This is a genomic window from Escherichia sp. E1130 (assembly GCF_005781065.1).
Taxonomy (GTDB): domain Bacteria; phylum Pseudomonadota; class Gammaproteobacteria; order Enterobacterales; family Enterobacteriaceae; genus Escherichia.
Genome location: NZ_VATL01000037.1, coordinates 1 through 16,492, shown reverse-complemented (window position 1 = coordinate 16,492; position 16,492 = coordinate 1). Strand labels below are relative to the sequence as shown.

The following is a 16,492-nucleotide window of genomic DNA, read 5'->3' as shown; positions in this document are numbered from 1 at the left end:
TCCCGCTATCGTCAACGCCTGATAAGCGGTTGAACTTTGTTATCAATAGCTTCCCTCGCTCGGAAGATACGTGAACGCACCGTACCTACCGGACAATCCATGATAGCGGCTATCTCTTCATAGCTCAGGCCATCCAGCTCCCGCAAGGTTATTGCCATGCGTAAATCTTCCGGGAGGGACTCAATAGTTCGGAAAACTATCTGTCTCAGTTCTTCTGACAACATTAAGTTCTCAGGGTTCGAAATTTCTTTCAGCGCGCCACCACTTTCGAAGTTTTCAGCTTCAATGGCATCCACATCACTGGAAGGTGGACGACGCCCCTGAGCAACCAGGTAATTTTTCGCTGTATTTACAGCGATCCGATACAGCCATGTATAAAAAGCACTATCTCCCCGGAACGAATCCAGCGCACGATAGGCTTTAATAAAAGCTTCTTGTACCACATCGGGAACATCACCCGACGGCACATAGCGGGAAACCAGACTCGCCACTTTATGCTGATAGCGCACTACCAGTAAGTTAAAAGCTTTCTGATCTCCCTTCTGGACCCGTTCAACCAGGACCTGGTCCGTTAACTGCTCGCTCATCCGAGGTAAAGTCTCCCCAAACCAAATTTCCACGCGCTATCGAAACGCCACTCCATTAGCTGCAATTTGAGCAAGCAAAACGTTAGAGTGTCTCGTTTTTGTAAAGTTCCGTAACGCATCTGTTTTTGTTTGTCATGCTGTAGACGGATCATTATCTATCATTATAAGTCTACAGAATCTGAACATTGCATTATCTGTGTAGAAATGCCCATTTAACTGCCTGAAGAGTACCCCAACGGCCTTTTTATTTCACCACCTAATCCTCCGCCAGCAAGCAACTTCTCTTTTTTCCACCGTCCAGGATCTCCCTGTTTAGCCATTGTAACAAATATTAAAATAGCAGGTGTTTAATTACACAACGTGATGCTATGCTGACCAAACCGTGTTTAGTAAATTAAACAAACAAAATGAATACTCTTCCTGAACATTCTTGTGATGTGCTGATTATCGGTAGCGGCGCAGCCGGGCTTTCACTGGCACTACGTCTGGCTGACCAGCATCAGGTCATCGTTCTTAGCAAAGGCCCGGTAACGGAAGGCTCAACATTTTATGCCCAGGGCGGAATCGCCGCCGTGTTTGATGAAACTGACAGCATAGACTCGCATGTGGAAGACACATTAATTGCTGGTGCCGGCATTTGCGATCGCCATGCGGTTGAATTTGTCGCCAGCAACGCGCGTTCCTGCGTGCAATGGCTAATCGATCAGGGAGTGTTGTTTGACACCCACGTTCAGCCGAATGGCGAAGAAAGCTATCATCTGACCCGTGAAGGTGGGCATAGTCACCGTCGCATTCTTCATGCTGCCGACGCCACCGGCAGAGAAGTAGAAACCACGCTGGTGAGCAAGGCGCAGAACCATCCGAATATTCGTGTGCTGGAACGCAGCAATGCGGTTGATCTGATTGTTTCTGACAAAATTGGCCTGCCTGGAACGCGACGGGTTGTCGGCGCGTGGGTGTGGAACCGTAATAAAGAAACCGTGGAAACTTGCCATGCTAAAGCGGTGGTGCTGGCAACTGGCGGCGCGTCGAAGGTTTATCAGTACACCACCAATCCGGATATTTCCTCTGGTGATGGTATTGCCATGGCCTGGCGTGCGGGTTGCCGGGTCGCCAATCTCGAATTTAATCAGTTTCACCCTACCGCGCTGTACCATCCACAGGCACGGAATTTCCTGTTAACGGAAGCCTTACGCGGCGAAGGCGCTTATTTGAAACGCCCGGACGGCACACGTTTTATGCCTGATTTTGATGATCGCGGCGAACTGGCCCCGCGCGATATTGTCGCCCGCGCCATTGACCATGAGATGAAACGCCTCGGCGCGGATTGTATGTTCCTTGATATCAGCCATAAGCCCGCTGAATTTATTCGCCAGCATTTCCCAATGATCTATGAAAAGTTGCTGGGGTTGGGTATTGACCTCACGAAAGAACCGGTGCCGATTGTGCCTGCTGCGCACTATACCTGCGGCGGCGTAATGGTTGACGATCATGGACGTACGGACGTTGATGGCCTGTATGCCATTGGCGAAGTGAGTTATACGGGCTTACATGGTGCTAACCGCATGGCCTCTAACTCCTTGCTGGAGTGTCTGGTCTATGGCTGGTCGGCAGCGGAAGATATTACAAAACGTATGCCTTATGCGCGTGGCGTCAGTACGTTACCGCCGTGGGATGAAAGCCGTGTTGAGAATCCTGACGAACTGGTGGTGATTCAACATAACTGGCATGAGTTACGCCTGTTTATGTGGGATTACGTAGGTATTGTGCGCACAACAAAACGCCTTGAGCGCGCTCTGCGGCGTATCAATATGTTGCAACAGGAAATAGACGAATATTACGCACACTTCCGCGTATCAAATAATTTGCTGGAACTGCGTAATCTGGTGCAGGTTGCCGAGTTGATTGTTCGCTGTGCAATGATGCGTAAGGAGAGTCGGGGGTTGCATTTCACGCTGGATTATCCGGAACTGCTCACGCATTCCGGTCCATCGATCCTTTCCCCCGTCAATCATTACATAAACAGATAAAAAGCCTGGGTCAGCGCAGTGTACGCTTCGGAATAGTTCTGGTCTGGCCCACGAATCACTAAGCGATCGCAAAAGCACTCCCCCGCCAGTGGGGAGAATGCCAGCAGCACCCGATGCGGCAATCGCGCTTCGTTTTCTGCCACATCCGTTCGCAAACGTAAATGCCACCCCATGCTTAATGCCAGCTCCGTAAAACTATTACCGATTTGCTCTGGCAGTACCACGCAGAAAAATCCCTCTTCGGTAATGCACTCTGCCGCGCAGGTCAGCAAGGATTGATGATCCAGCGTGGTGGTATAGCGCGCCTGTTCCCGCTGCGGTGTCGCACACTCCACTCCCTGCTGATAATACGGCGGGTTGCTGATGATTAAATCAAAGCGTGCTGTCTGCTGTGTGATCCACTGCTGAATATCTGCCGTATGGACATTAATCCGCTCTGCCCACGGAGACTGGTTAATATTCTCCTGCGCCTGAGCTGCAGCTTCACTTTCCAGTTCAACTGCATCAATCATCACGCTGTCATCGGTTCGCTGCGCCAGCATCAGTGCCAACAACCCGCTACCAGTGCCGATATCAAGGCAGCGTTTTACCCCTGCCACCGGAGCCCATGCGCCAAGCAAAATTCCATCCGTTCCCACTTTCATCGCACATCGTTCGTGGCCGACAAAAAACTGTTTAAAAGTAAATCCATTACGACGAAGCACGGATGTAGACTGTGACATGTAAATAAAACCTTGCTGAAAAAACGGCGATAGCACCGGGTAAGAACAATACCTGAGAAGCGATATCCATACAAACAGATGAAGATTGCAGCCGTAACGTCTATAATCAGCGCCCCACACAGAGGTAGAACATGACTGTAACGACTTTTTCCGAACTTGAACTCGACGAAAGCCTGCTGGAAGCCCTCCAGGATAAAGGTTTCACTCGCCCGACCGCCATTCAGGCTGCCGCCATTCCGCCTGCGCTCGATGGCCGTGATGTACTCGGTTCTGCGCCGACAGGCACCGGTAAAACGGCGGCGTATCTGCTGCCAGCGTTGCAGCACCTGCTCGATTTCCCACGTAAGAAATCCGGTCCGCCGCGTATTTTGATCCTCACCCCAACTCGCGAACTGGCGATGCAGGTGGCCGATCATGCCCGCGAACTGGCGAAACATACGCATCTGGATATCGCCACTATCACCGGCGGCGTGGCCTATATGAACCACGCAGAAGTTTTCAGCGAAAACCAGGACATCGTGGTCGCCACGACCGGACGTCTGCTGCAATACATAAAAGAAGAGAACTTCGATTGCCGCGCGGTTGAAACGCTGATCCTCGACGAAGCTGACCGTATGCTGGATATGGGCTTCGCTCAGGATATCGAACATATTGCTGGCGAAACGCGCTGGCGTAAACAGACCCTGCTCTTTTCAGCAACGCTGGAAGGCGATGCGATTCAGGACTTTGCAGAGCGTCTGCTGGAAGATCCGGTGGAAGTTTCTGCGAATCCGTCCACCCGTGAGCGCAAAAAGATCCATCAGTGGTATTACCGCGCCGATGATCTTGAGCATAAAACCGCATTGCTGGTGCATCTGTTAAAACAGCCTGAAGCGACTCGCTCAATCGTATTTGTGCGTAAGCGTGAGCGTGTGCATGAGCTGGCAAACTGGCTGCGCGAAGCGGGCATCAACAACTGCTATCTCGAAGGTGAGATGGTACAAGGCAAGCGTAATGAAGCGATTAAACGCCTGACCGAAGGTCGCGTTAACGTGCTGGTTGCAACCGACGTTGCCGCACGCGGCATTGACATTCCGGATGTCAGCCACGTCTTTAACTTCGATATGCCGCGCAGTGGCGATACTTATTTGCACCGTATCGGTCGTACCGCTCGCGCCGGTCGTAAAGGCACCGCAATTTCGCTGGTGGAAGCTCATGACCATCTGCTGCTGGGCAAAGTTGGTCGCTATATTGAAGAGCCAATTAAAGCTCGCGTAATTGATGAGTTACGCCCGAAAACGCGTGCACCAAGCGAGAAACAGACTGGCAAGCCATCTAAGAAAGTACTGGCAAAACGCGCCGAGAAGAAAAAGGCTAAAGAGAAAGAGAAGCCGCGGGTGAAAAAACGCCATCGCGATACCAAAAATATTGGTAAGCGCCGTAAACCAAGCGGAACGGGCGTGCCACCGCAAACAACAGAAGAGTAATCATAATGCCGGGTTTAAGCCCGGCATTTTTTTATCCAGCCACAAAACACTCTTCAACACACTGAATAAAAGTGTACATCGCTGGGCTAACCGCTTTTCCGGCATGGTGTGCGCACATTGCTGTAATGGTCTGCGACGGCTCGCCAAAGGGCAATTCAATTAATTCACCGCTCGCAAGTTCTTTTGCCACCGCAAAGCGTGGCAGGTAGCTGACACCGATATTGGCCGCGACACAACGCTTGATGCTTTCGATACTTATAAGCTCTATGGTGTTTTCCACCGTGATCCGCCGCTGGCGAAGCGTGCTCTCAAATATCTAGCGGAAGATACATTGTGGTTCGTTGATAATAAAACTACAGGCGTTATGTCTTCCCGACTCAGTAAAATCGACATCTGCAATTTGCGGTGAAGCCACCAGCACCAGCGATTGTTCACCCAACTCACGTCGGTTCAGTGCATCATCATTCCCTACGCGATAAAAGATGCCGACGTCTGCCTCATCATTCAGTAGTGCATCACGAATCACGTAACAGTTCAGTGACTGCAATGATAAACGCACTTTTGGTGCGCGTTGCCGAAAACGCTGCAACACCTGCGGCATTCGGTAAGAGAGCAACGTTTCGCCCGAAACAACGCGCAGTTCTCCGTCCGGCTCCGACTCTTTTTTGGCAGCTACGCGAAGCGTATCCATTACTCTGGTGAGTTCATAGATGTGCGGCAGCAGCTTTTTGCCTTCGCGAGTGAGGCACATCCGTCGACCAATTTTCTCAAACAACTGGACCGAGAACTCCTGTTCAAGCTGCTGAATATGAAAAGTCACCGTCGACTGTGTGCAGCACAATTTTTGCGAAGCTCGCAAAAAAGAACCCTCTTCCACCACGGTTTTTAGGGTAATAAAACGGCGCAGATCCATAATCCCACACCTATCGAAAATATCGAACTTAGAATGTGAAAACATTCATTTTTTTAAATGTTTTGTGTCGGGTACTGTCTACCAAAACAGAGGAGATAACAAGTGACACCGACCCTTTTAAGTGCTTTTTGGACCTACACCCTGATTACTGCCCTCACGCCAGGACCAAACAATATTCTCGCCCTTAGTTCTGCCACGTCGCATGGGTTTCGTCAGAGTACCCGCGTACTGGCGGGGATGAGTCTGGGATTTTTAATCGTCATGCTACTGTGCGCGGGAATTTCGTTTTCACTGGCTGTTATTGACCCGGCGGCAGTGCATCTGTTGAGTTGGGCGGGGGCGGCATATATTGTCTGGCTGGCGTGGAAAATCGCTACCAGCCCAACAAAGGAAGACGGGCTTCAGGCAAAACCAATCAGCTTTTGGGCAAGCTTTGCGCTACAGTTTGTGAACGTCAAAATCATTTTGTACGGCATTACGGCACTATCGACGTTTGTCCTGCCGCAAACGCAGGCGTTAAGCTGGGTAGTTGGCGTCAGCGTTTTGCTGGCAATGATTGGGACGTTTGGCAATGTGTGCTGGGCGCTGGCGGGGCATCTGTTTCAGCGATTGTTTCGCCAGTATGGTCGCCAGTTAAATATCGTGCTGGCACTGTTGCTGGTTTATTGCGCGGTACGTATTTTCTATTAATGAAAAAAAACGGAAGAGGTCGCCCTCTTCCGCTTAGTAACTTGCTACTTAAGCCTTACAGGCTTTCAGTAAAGGTACGAGCGATAACGTCGCGCTGCTGTTCCGGAGTCAGAGAGTTAAAGCGAACTGCATAACCGGATACACGGATGGTCAGCTGCGGATATTTTTCCGGATGCTTAACTGCATCTTCCAGAGTTTCACGACGCAGAACGTTTACGTTCAGGTGCTGACCACCTTCTACGCGAACTTCTGGTTTAACTTCTACTGGAACTTCACGGTACTCAATGTCACCCAGTTTGCTTACTGCAACCACTTCGTCTTCTGCAAAACCTGCTTTCGCAACGATGCAACGCGCTTCGCCTTTTTCGCTGTCCAGCAGCCAGAAAGAGTTCAGCAGATCGTCGTTAGCGGCTTTAGTAATCTGGATACCTGTAATCATGTGATGCCTCCCCGGCAAAATTTATTTGATTTGATCAGCCTGTCGCGGCCAATTGGTAAAACCATTGTTGCTTGAGTGTATATATACTCCTCAAAGACCCCTGATTCTTTGATTTAAATCAATAAAAAACACACACCAAGTGTGGAGGCAAGTGGATTTTATTGTTTTACATCAACTTATGCGGGTGTGAAATTTTACCAATTTACATTTTTTTACAGTCGATTATGTCTATAAAATGAGCTTGATTTTGCTCTGTAGAAAGAAGCAGTTAAGCTAGGCGGATTGAAGATTCGCAGGAGAGCGAGATGGCTAACGAATTAACCTGGCATGACGTGCTGGCTGAAGAGAAGCAACAACCCTATTTTCTTAATACCCTTCAGACCGTCGCCAGCGAGCGGCAATCCGGCATCACTATCTATCCGCCACAAAAAGATGTCTTTAACGCCTTTCGTTATACCGAGTTAGGCGATGTCAAAGTCGTGATTCTCGGCCAGGATCCTTATCACGGCCCCGGACAGGCTCACGGCCTGGCCTTTTCTGTTCGCCCCGGTATCCCCACTCCGCCGTCATTACTGAATATGTATAAAGAGTTGGAAAATACCGTTCCAGGTTTTACCCGCCCGGCGCATGGCTATCTCGAAAGCTGGGCGCGTCAGGGCGTTCTGCTGCTCAATACCGTATTGACGGTACGCGCAGGTCAGGCGCATTCCCACGCCAGCCTCGGTTGGGAGACGTTTACTGATAAAGTCATCAGCCTCATAAATCAGCATCGCGAAGGCGTGGTGTTTTTGTTGTGGGGATCGCATGCGCAAAAGAAAGGGGCGATTATAGATAAGCAACGCCATCACGTACTGAAAGCACCGCATCCGTCGCCGCTTTCTGCGCATCGTGGATTCTTTGGCTGTAACCATTTTGTGCTGGCAAATCAGTGGCTGGAACAACGTGGTGAGACGCCGATTGACTGGATGCCAGTATTACCAACAGAGAGTGAGTAAATTTGTGGGAAAATGCCGGATGGCAGAGTTGCCACCCGGCTGATTTATCAGGCTTTATTCTGACGCCACCATTCGCCAAGCAGAACGCCAGTTGCGACAGAAATATTCAGTCCAGCAACGTTGCCAGTACCGTCAATCTTCACGCGCAAATCGTTCGGATCACGTGCGGCATCCGGTAACCCTTCATATTCCTGCCCCAGCACCAGCACCATTTTTTCTGGCAGACTGGTTTTGAACAGCGGTTTACCTTGCTCGCTGGAAGTGGTCACCACGGTGTAGCCCGCCTGACGGAAATCATCCAACACGTCAACAATGTTGTCGCCAGTAATCGGCTGAACATGTTCTGCGCCGCCTTCTGCGGTACGAATAGCCGCCCCCGATTCCAGCAGTGCCGCATCCTGCACCACAACGCCTTTCACGCCAAAGTGCGCACAGCTACGCATCATACCGCCCAGGTTATGCGGGTTAGATTCGTTTTCCAGCGCCAGTACACAATCCTGCGCACCAGCCTTGCTTACCCACTGCTGCACGGTTGTACCGTTACGCTTTTTGATCAGGAAGCACACGCCTCCGTGATGCTCCGTACCTGACGCCTTTGTCAGTTCAGCTTCATCCACCACATGGTACGCTTTGCGGTTTGCCGCCATCCAGCGCAATGCTTCTTTAAAACGTGGCGTTACGCTCTGGATAAACCAGGCGCGAACAATTGCTTCCGGACGGCTCTGGAACAGTGCCTGACATGCGTTTTCGCCGTAGACGCGGGTTTCTTCCGCACGCTGACGACGCAACACTTCCGGATCAATAAAACTTTTACCACTGATGCCACCGTGATCGGCCTTTTCCGGCGCATCATCACCAGGCGCGCGGGAAACTGTGCGCCACGGCGACTCTTCCCACTTGCGGTCACGGGGCTGACTCTGTTTGTCATCGCGGGCGGGGCGACGGCCACCGTCGGCACGAGATTTTCCTGGACGCCCGCCCCCTTTCCCGGTACGCGGGTTATGGGTACGTTTATCAGAATCATCATCACTGCGGACATACATCACTTTGACCTTGCCGCTTTTGCTTTTCATTTCATCGTTCATGCTTTTCTCCACCAGCGCTGCGCGAAGCGCGCAGATTACCCGAAGTGCGCGCGGTTCGCCATGATTTCGTTCCAAAGCCTACGTCTATCATACCCATTGAATAAAACAGATTGTTGTCTAGAACAATGTTCCCGATAATATGTAACATATTAGAAACATACCGGCGTCATTGCCGATAAGTCTCCTTACTCATCCCGAGGTTAGTTATGAATACCGTTTGTACCCATTGTCAGGCCATCAATCGCATTCCCGACGATCGGATCGAAGATGCGGCAAAATGCGGACGCTGCGGTCACGACTTGTTTGACGGAGAGGTGATTAATGCGACCGGTGAAACGCTCGACAAATTGCTGAAAGATGATCTACCTGTGGTGATCGACTTCTGGGCGCCGTGGTGCGGCCCCTGCCGTAACTTCGCGCCAATTTTTGAAGATGTTGCGCAAGAGCGTAGCGGTAAAGTGCGCTTTGTGAAAGTGAATACCGAAGCTGAACGTGAATTAAGCAGCCGCTTTGGTATTCGCAGTATTCCGACGATCATGATTTTCAAAAATGGTCAGGTTGTCGACATGCTTAATGGCGCAGTACCGAAAGCGCCGTTCGACAGCTGGCTGAACGAATCTCTTTAATCTTACCGGGGCGCATCTTGTGCCCCGTTTTCTCCTCTGCGACAATGGCGTTTTTTCGACGCTCTCTTATGACCGAAAACGCTGTTCTCCAGTTACGCGCCAAACGTATTGCGCGCGCAACACGTCCTTTTCTTGCCCGCGGTAATCGCGTTCGTCGCTGCCAACGCTGTCTTTTGCCAGAGAAATTATGTCTCTGTTCGACAATTACCCCAGCGGAAGCAAAAAGTCGCTTCTGTTTGCTGATGTTCGACACCGAGCCAATGAAGCCAAGTAACACCGGGCGTCTGATTGCTGATATTTTACCTGATACCGTTGCGTTTCAATGGTCGCGTACCGAACCATCACAAGAACTGCTGGCTCTGGTGCAAAACCCGGATTATCAACCAATGGTGGTCTTTCCCGCCTCATATGCTGATGAGCACCGGGAAGTGATCTTCACCCCGCCTTCCGGTAAGCCACCGCTGTTTATCATGCTCGATGGTACCTGGCCGGAAGCGCGCAAGATGTTTCGTAAAAGTCCGTATCTGGATAATCTCCCCGTCATTTCCGTCGATCTTTCCCGGCTTTCTGCCTATCGCCTGCGTGAAGCCCAGGCTGAAGGCCAATATTGTACCGCGGAAGTGGCTATCGCACTTTTAGATATGGCGGGCGATACCAGGGCTGCGGCCAGCTTAGGCGAGCATTTCACTCGCTTTAAAACACGCTATCTGGCAGGAAAAACGCAACATCTGGGTAGTATCACAGCAGAACAGTTAGAAAGCGTTTAAAATCATTCGGTCACTTCTGCGGGAGACCGGTATGAGTCAGCGAGGACTGGAAGCACTACTGCGACCAAAATCGATTGCGGTAATTGGCGCATCGATGAAACCCAATCGCGCAGGTTACCTGATGATGCGTAACCTGCTGGCGGGAGGCTTTAACGGACCGGTGTTACCGGTGACGCCGGCCTGGAAAGCGGTACAAGGCGTACTGGCCTGGCCGGATATCGCCAGTCTACCATTTACGCCCGACCTTGCTGTGCTGTGTACCAATGCCAGCCGCAATCTGGCGCTTCTGGAAGAACTCGGCGAAAAAGGCTGTAAAACCTGCATTATTCTTTCTGCCCCGACATCGCAACACGAAGATCTCCGCGCCTGCGCCCAGCGCCATAACATGCGCCTGCTTGGACCAAACAGTCTGGGATTACTGGCGCCGTGGCAAGGTCTGAATGCCAGCTTTTCGCCTGTGCCGATTAAACGCGGCAAGCTGGCGTTTATTTCGCAATCGGCTGCCGTCTCCAACACCATCCTCGACTGGGCGCAACAGCGTGAGATGGGCTTTTCCTACTTTATTGCGCTCGGCGACAGCCTGGATATCGACGTTGATGAATTGCTCGACTATCTGGCGCGCGACAGTAAAACCAGCGCCATCCTGCTCTATCTCGAACAGTTAAGCGACGCGCGACGCTTTGTTTCGGCGGCCCGTAGTGCCTCGCGTAATAAACCGATTCTGGTAATTAAAAGCGGACGTAGTCCGGCAGCACAGCGACTGCTCAACACGACGGCAGGAATGGACCCGGCATGGGATGCAGCTATTCAGCGTGCCGGTTTATTACGAGTGCAGGACACTCACGAACTGTTTTCGGCAGTGGAAACCCTTAGCCATATGCGCCCATTGCGTGGCGACCGACTGATGATTATCAGCAACGGTGCCGCGCCTGCTGCGCTGGCGCTAGATGCCTTATGGTCACGCAATGGCAAGCTGGCAACGCTAAGCGAAGAAACCTGCCAGAAGCTACGCAATGCGCTGCCAGAACATGTAGTAATCTCTAACCCGCTCGATCTGCGCGATGACGCCAGCAGTGAGCACTATATTAAAACGCTGGATATTCTGCTCCACAGCCAGGATTTTAATGCGCTGATGGTTATTCATTCGCCCAGTGCTGCCGCTCCCGCCACAGAAAGCGCGCTGGCATTAATTGAAGCGGTAAAGCATCACCCTCGCAGCAAGTATGTCTCTCTGCTGACGAACTGGTGCGGCGAACACTCCTCGCAGGAGGCGCGACGTTTATTCAGCGAAGCCGGGCTGCCGACCTACCGCACTCCGGAAGGAACCATCACCGCTTTTATGCATATGGTGGAGTACCGACGTAACCAGAAGCAACTACGCGAAACGCCGGCACTGCCCAGCAATCTGACCTCTAATACCGCAGAAGCGCATCTTCTGTTGCAACAGGCGATTGCCGAAGGAGCAACGTCGCTCGATACCCATGAAGTTCAGCCCGTCCTGCAAGCGTATGGCATGAACACGCTTCCCACCTGGATTGCCAGCGACAGCACCGAAGCGGTGCATATTGCTGAACAGATTGGTTATCCGGTGGCACTGAAATTGCGTTCGCCGGATATTCCACATAAATCGGAAGTTCAGGGCGTCATGCTCTACCTGCGTACAGCCAATGAAGTCCAGCAAGCCGCGAACGCTATTTTCGATCGCGTAAAAATGGCCTGGCCGCAGGCGCGGATCCACGGTCTGCTGGTGCAAAGTATGGCTAACCGTGCTGGCGCCCAGGAGTTGCGGGTAGTGGTCGAGCAGGATCCGGTTTTCGGACCGTTGATCATGCTTGGTGAAGGCGGTGTGGAGTGGCGTCCAGAAGATCAAGCCGTCGTCGCATTACCGCCGCTGAACATGAACCTGGCCCGTTATCTGGTCATTCAGGGAATAAAAAGTAAAAAGATTCGTGCGCGCAGTGCACTGCGTCCATTGGATGTTGCAGGCTTGAGCCAGCTTCTGGTGCAGGTTTCCAACTTGATTGTCGATTGCCCGGAAATTCAGCGTCTGGATATTCATCCTTTGCTGGCTTCTGGCAGTGAATTTACCGCGCTGGATGTCACGCTGGATATCGCGCCGTTTGAAGGCGATAGCGAGAGTCGGCTGGCAGTGCGCCCGTACCCGCATCAGCTGGAAGAGTGGGTGGAATTGAAAAACGGTGAACGTTGCTTGTTCCGCCCGATTTTGCCAGAAGATGAGCCACAGCTTCAGCAATTTATTTCGCTAGTCACCAAAGAAGATCTTTATTACCGCTATTTTAGCGAGATCAACGAATTCACCCATGAAGATTTAGCTAACATGACGCAGATCGACTACGATCGGGAAATGGCGTTTGTGGCGGTGCGACGTATTGATCAAACGGAAGAGATCCTCGGCGTCACGCGTGCGATTTCCGATCCTGATAACATCGATGCCGAATTTGCTGTACTGGTTCGCTCGGATCTCAAAGGGTTAGGCTTAGGTCGACGCTTAATGGAAAAGTTGATTACCTATACGCGAGATCACGGACTGCAACGTCTGAATGGTATTACGATGCCAAACAATCGTGGCATGGTGGCGCTGGCCCGCAAGCTCGGGTTTAACGTCGATATCCAGCTCGAAGAGGGGATCGTTGGGCTTACGCTAAATCTTGCCCAGCGCGAGGAATCATGAGTAAGGTACTGGAAATGTTGACCACTTAATCGGGACTGGTGTTATTATTGCCCGCTTATGTCGTCTGCATTGCACAGAGGACCCTTCAATGAACAGAGAAGAAATGCACTGTGATGTTGTCAAAATTTAAGCGTAATAAACATCAACAACACCTTGCCCAACTACCCAAGATTTCTCAATCAGTTGATGATGTCGATTTCTTTTACGCTCCCGCCGACTTCCGGGAGACGCTGCTGGAAAAAATAGCCAGCGCGAAGCAGCGCATTTGCATTGTCGCCCTGTATCTCGAACAGGATGATGGTGGCAAAGGCATTCTGAGCGCGCTATATGAGGCTAAACGGCAGCGTCCGGAACTGGATGTGCGGGTGCTGGTCGACTGGCATCGTGCGCAACGTGGACGCATTGGCGCTGCGGCATCTAACACTAACGCTGACTGGTACTGCCGCATGGCGCAGGAAAATCCGAGCGTAGATGTTCCGGTTTATGGCGTACCCATCAATACCCGTGAAGCCCTGGGCGTTCTGCATTTTAAAGGCTTTATCATCGACGATAGCGTACTTTACAGCGGTGCCAGCCTGAACGATGTTTATCTGCATCAGCACGATAAATACCGCTACGACCGTTACCATCTGATTCGTAACCGCAAGATGTCAGACATTATGTTTGAATGGGTTACGCAGAATATTATGAATGGTCGCGGTGTTAACCGTCTGGATGATGAACATCGCCCAAAAAGCCCGGAAATCAAGAACGACATTCGCCTGTTCCGCCAGGAGCTGCGCGATGCCGCTTATCATTTCCAGGGAGATGCCGACAACGATCAGCTTTCCGTAACGCCGCTAGTGGGGCTGGGGAAATCGAGTCTGTTGAACAAGACCATTTTCCATCTGATGCCCTGTGCAGAACAGAAACTGACTATCTGCACGCCATACTTCAACCTGCCGGCAATCCTGGTGCGCAATATCATCCAGCTGCTGCGTGAAGGGAAAAAGGTCGAAATTATCGTTGGTGATAAAACCGCAAATGACTTCTATATTCCGGAAGATGAGCCATTCAAGATAATTGGCGCGTTGCCTTATCTTTATGAGATTAATTTGCGTCGCTTCCTGAGTCGTTTGCAGTATTACGTCAATACTGACCAGTTAGTGGTCCGTTTGTGGAAAGATGACGATAATACTTATCACCTGAAAGGAATGTGGGTTGATGATAAGTGGATGCTGATAACCGGTAATAACCTGAACCCGCGCGCCTGGCGTCTGGATCTGGAAAACGCCATTTTGATCCACGATCCGCAACTGGAGCTTGCGCCACAGCGTGAAAAAGAACTGGCTCTGATCCGCGAGCATACCACCATTGTTAAGCACTACCGCGATCTGCAAAGTATTGCCGATTACCCGGTAAAAGTTCGCAAACTTATCCGCCGTTTGCGCCGCATCCGCATCGACCGATTAATTAGCCGTATCCTGTAATTTGAACCCCGTCCTGTACGGGGTTTGTTTTTTGGAGGCCGCGTTGCGTATTCTTTTTGTCTGTTCGCTATTGTTACTTTCTGGATGCAGCCATATGGCTAACGATAGCTGGAGCGGGCAGGATAAAGCTCAACACTTTATCGCCTCGGCGATGTTTTCCGCCGCAGGAAATGAATACGCGCAACATCAGGGGATGAGCCGCGACCGCAGCGCGATGTTCGGGCTGGTGTTCTCTGTAGGGCTGGGAGTGTCAAAAGAGCTTTGGGATAGCCGCCCTGAGGGGAGCGGCTGGAGCTGGAAGGATTTTGCCTGGGATATAGCCGGTGCAACTACCGGCTATACCGTCTGGCAAATAGCGCATCACTAAAGACGCATCCCCTTCCCTTTGCGGTGCAGCATCAAAGAAACCAGAAACGCTACCACGGCCATCAATGTCACATACCAGAAAAATGCCGTTTCCATTCCTATCGATTTCAGCGACAACGCTACGTACTCCGCCGAACCACCAAATATAGCATTGGCGACCGCATATGACAGACCAACACCTAATGCGCGAACCTGCGCCGGGAACATCTCAGCCTTCAGTATTCCACTGATTGATGTATAAAAACTCACTATCAGCAGGGCGCACATCACCAGACCAAAAGCGGCATAAGGAGAGGAGACGTTCTGCAATGCTGATAGTATGGGGACGGTAAAAATAGCGGCCAAAGAGCCAAAACATAACATTGAGGTTCGGCGTCCAATCTTATCTGACAGCGCGCCAATGAACGGTTGAATGAGCATAAATACAAACAATGCCGCAGTCATAATGCCGCTTGCTACGTTAGTGTGCATTCCCGCAGTATTCACCAGATATTTCTGCATATAGGTGGTAAAGGTATAGAAACAAAGAGAACCCGCAGCAGTGAAGCCGAGAACCATGATGAATGCACGGCGATTGCGCCATAATCCTTTCATTGACCCCGCTTCTTTTAACGCTCGCGTCTCTTGTTGTGAAGTTTCATCTAACTGACGACGTAACCACAATGCCACAACGGCTAACACCGCTCCTAACGCAAAAGGAATGCGCCATCCCCACTCTCTAAGAGCAGAATCTTCCATAGTATGTTGTAGAACAACCACCACCAGTAAGGCCAGCAACTGACCGCCAATTAGCGTGACGTACTGGAACGAAGCATAGAACCCTTTGCGCCCTTCGACAGCAACTTCACTCATATAGGTGGCGCTGGTGCCATATTCGCCACCAACGGATAATCCCTGGAATAAACGCGCGAGAAGCAATAATGCCGGAGCCCAGGTACCGATAGTTTCATAACCAGGGAGGCAGGCAATAACCAGAGATCCGAAACACATCATACACACCGATAACAGCATTGATTTTTTACGACCATGTTTATCGGCTATGCGTCCAAATAGCCAGCCACCGATTGGACGCATCAGAAAGCCCGCAGCAAAAACACCGGCTGTTTGCAGTAACTGAGTGGTAGTGTTACCAGAAGGGAAGAAGATGTGGGCGAAGTAGAGGGAACAGAATGAGTAGACATAAAAATCGAACCACTCGACCAGATTACCTGAAGAGGCCCCTACTATTGCCCAGATGCGGCGACGAGTATCACTACTTGTCAGTTTGTCGTCTGCCGTTACAGTGCTTTCTGCCATGCCAATATTTCTCCTGCCATAATCCGATGCTTTTGTCGGCCAATGTTGTTTATTATTTAGTAAGACAGATGTTATACATTTGTTACCGATGTTTGTGCAACCATAACTGCGAATTTAGTTAGCAGGGGAATGATTATTCTGGATGACCAGGAAGGATTTCAGGTGAGGTTGTCGTATGGAAATGGGCGAGCATCTGGCGTATACAAGGGAATGGCAGGTTTTTTATTTCTTAGTCAGAACCACATCAGGTGGTTTTTACTGCCTACGCTATTCAGGACGGACGACAGACAAAACAAAAGGCCCAGTCTTTCGACTGAGCCTTTTGTTTTATTTGATGCCTGGCAGTTCC

General features: G+C 50.9%; 15 protein-coding genes and 1 pseudogene. 9 read left to right on the top strand and 7 right to left on the bottom strand.

Translation table 11 applies throughout. From position 1 onward, the window contains the following. Nucleotides 1-11: 11 nt before the first annotated feature. Both rpoE and rseD read right to left on the bottom strand, forming a co-directional pair. Nucleotides 12-587, bottom strand: coding sequence for an RNA polymerase sigma factor RpoE (rpoE, locus tag FEK66_RS23560; protein WP_001295364.1), 576 nt, complete (start codon nt 585-587; stop codon nt 12-14). Next, nucleotides 584-739, bottom strand: coding sequence for a rpoE leader peptide RseD (rseD, locus tag FEK66_RS23555; protein ID WP_064526141.1), 156 nt, complete (start codon nt 737-739; stop codon nt 584-586). Before rseD ends, rpoE begins: the two co-directional genes overlap by 4 nt. A gap of 255 nt (nt 740-994) precedes the next feature. On the opposite strand from rseD, the gene nadB reads away from it, so the two are divergent. Beyond that, entirely contained in the window at nt 995-2,617 is a 1,623-nt protein-coding gene (gene nadB, locus FEK66_RS23550) for an L-aspartate oxidase (RefSeq protein ID WP_135494926.1), read from the top strand. On the opposite strand, the gene trmN is transcribed toward nadB, so the two are convergent. Beyond that, nucleotides 2,602-3,339 (bottom strand): tRNA(1)(Val) (adenine(37)-N(6))-methyltransferase TrmN, encoded by a 738-nt coding sequence (gene trmN, locus FEK66_RS23545; RefSeq protein ID WP_130214677.1) that lies wholly within the window; start codon nt 3,337-3,339, stop codon nt 2,602-2,604. The genes nadB and trmN overlap by 16 nt on opposite strands. 131 nt (nt 3,340-3,470) lie before the next feature. On the opposite strand from trmN, the gene srmB reads away from it, so the two are divergent. Continuing rightward, nucleotides 3,471-4,805, top strand: coding sequence for an ATP-dependent RNA helicase SrmB (srmB, locus tag FEK66_RS23535; protein ID WP_000219193.1), 1,335 nt, complete (start codon nt 3,471-3,473; stop codon nt 4,803-4,805). A 31-nt stretch (nt 4,806-4,836) separates the two neighbouring features. Here srmB and FEK66_RS23530 read toward each other — a convergent pair. After that, nucleotides 4,837-5,718: pseudogene (locus FEK66_RS23530) on the bottom strand (LysR family transcriptional regulator). 102 nt (nt 5,719-5,820) lie between these two features. Here FEK66_RS23530 and eamB point away from each other — a divergent pair. Continuing rightward, nucleotides 5,821-6,408, top strand: coding sequence for a cysteine/O-acetylserine transporter (eamB, locus tag FEK66_RS23525; RefSeq protein ID WP_130214681.1), 588 nt, complete (start codon nt 5,821-5,823; stop codon nt 6,406-6,408). Between the two features lie 55 nt (nt 6,409-6,463). On the opposite strand, the gene grcA is transcribed toward eamB, so the two are convergent. Next, complete coding sequence (gene grcA, locus FEK66_RS23520; protein WP_000627804.1) at nt 6,464-6,847, bottom strand: autonomous glycyl radical cofactor GrcA; 384 nt, start codon at nt 6,845-6,847, stop codon at nt 6,464-6,466. A 305-nt stretch (nt 6,848-7,152) separates the two neighbouring features. On the opposite strand from grcA, the gene ung reads away from it, so the two are divergent. Next, nucleotides 7,153-7,842 (top strand): uracil-DNA glycosylase, encoded by a 690-nt coding sequence (ung, locus tag FEK66_RS23515; protein ID WP_135494927.1) that lies wholly within the window; start codon nt 7,153-7,155, stop codon nt 7,840-7,842. Between the two features lie 47 nt (nt 7,843-7,889). Here the strand turns inward: ung and FEK66_RS23510 are convergent, their stop codons facing one another. Then, complete coding sequence (locus FEK66_RS23510) at nt 7,890-8,927, bottom strand: tRNA/rRNA methyltransferase (protein WP_130207570.1); 1,038 nt, start codon at nt 8,925-8,927, stop codon at nt 7,890-7,892. Nucleotides 8,928-9,133: 206 nt separating this feature from the next. On the opposite strand from FEK66_RS23510, the gene trxC reads away from it, so the two are divergent. The 5 genes from trxC to FEK66_RS23485 all read left to right on the top strand — a co-directional run bounded on the left by trxC (nt 9,134) and on the right by FEK66_RS23485 (nt 14,848). Next, on the top strand, nt 9,134-9,553 hold the full coding sequence (gene trxC, locus FEK66_RS23505) for a thioredoxin TrxC (protein ID WP_001098726.1): 420 nt from the start codon (nt 9,134-9,136) through the stop codon (nt 9,551-9,553). A gap of 68 nt (nt 9,554-9,621) precedes the next feature. Continuing rightward, nucleotides 9,622-10,320 (top strand): tRNA-uridine aminocarboxypropyltransferase, encoded by a 699-nt coding sequence (gene tapT / locus FEK66_RS23500; protein WP_130207572.1) that lies wholly within the window; start codon nt 9,622-9,624, stop codon nt 10,318-10,320. Between the two features lie 31 nt (nt 10,321-10,351). Further along, nucleotides 10,352-13,012, top strand: coding sequence for a protein lysine acetyltransferase (pat, locus tag FEK66_RS23495; protein WP_135494928.1), 2,661 nt, complete (start codon nt 10,352-10,354; stop codon nt 13,010-13,012). A 113-nt stretch (nt 13,013-13,125) separates the two neighbouring features. Then, nucleotides 13,126-14,481, top strand: coding sequence for a CDP-diacylglycerol--serine O-phosphatidyltransferase (gene pssA / locus FEK66_RS23490; RefSeq protein ID WP_138211623.1), 1,356 nt, complete (start codon nt 13,126-13,128; stop codon nt 14,479-14,481). A 43-nt stretch (nt 14,482-14,524) separates the two neighbouring features. Further along, the gene (locus FEK66_RS23485; RefSeq protein WP_135494929.1) at nt 14,525-14,848 is read left to right on the top strand and encodes a YfiM family lipoprotein; all 324 of its coding nucleotides are present in this window, start codon (nt 14,525-14,527) and stop codon (nt 14,846-14,848) included. On the opposite strand, the gene kgtP is transcribed toward FEK66_RS23485, so the two are convergent. Continuing rightward, nucleotides 14,845-16,143, bottom strand: a complete 1,299-nt coding sequence (gene kgtP / locus FEK66_RS23480; protein WP_135494930.1) for an alpha-ketoglutarate permease — start codon at nt 16,141-16,143, stop codon at nt 14,845-14,847. The two genes, FEK66_RS23485 and kgtP, sit on opposite strands and share 4 nt — an antisense overlap. Between the last annotated feature and the right edge of the window lie 349 nt (nt 16,144-16,492).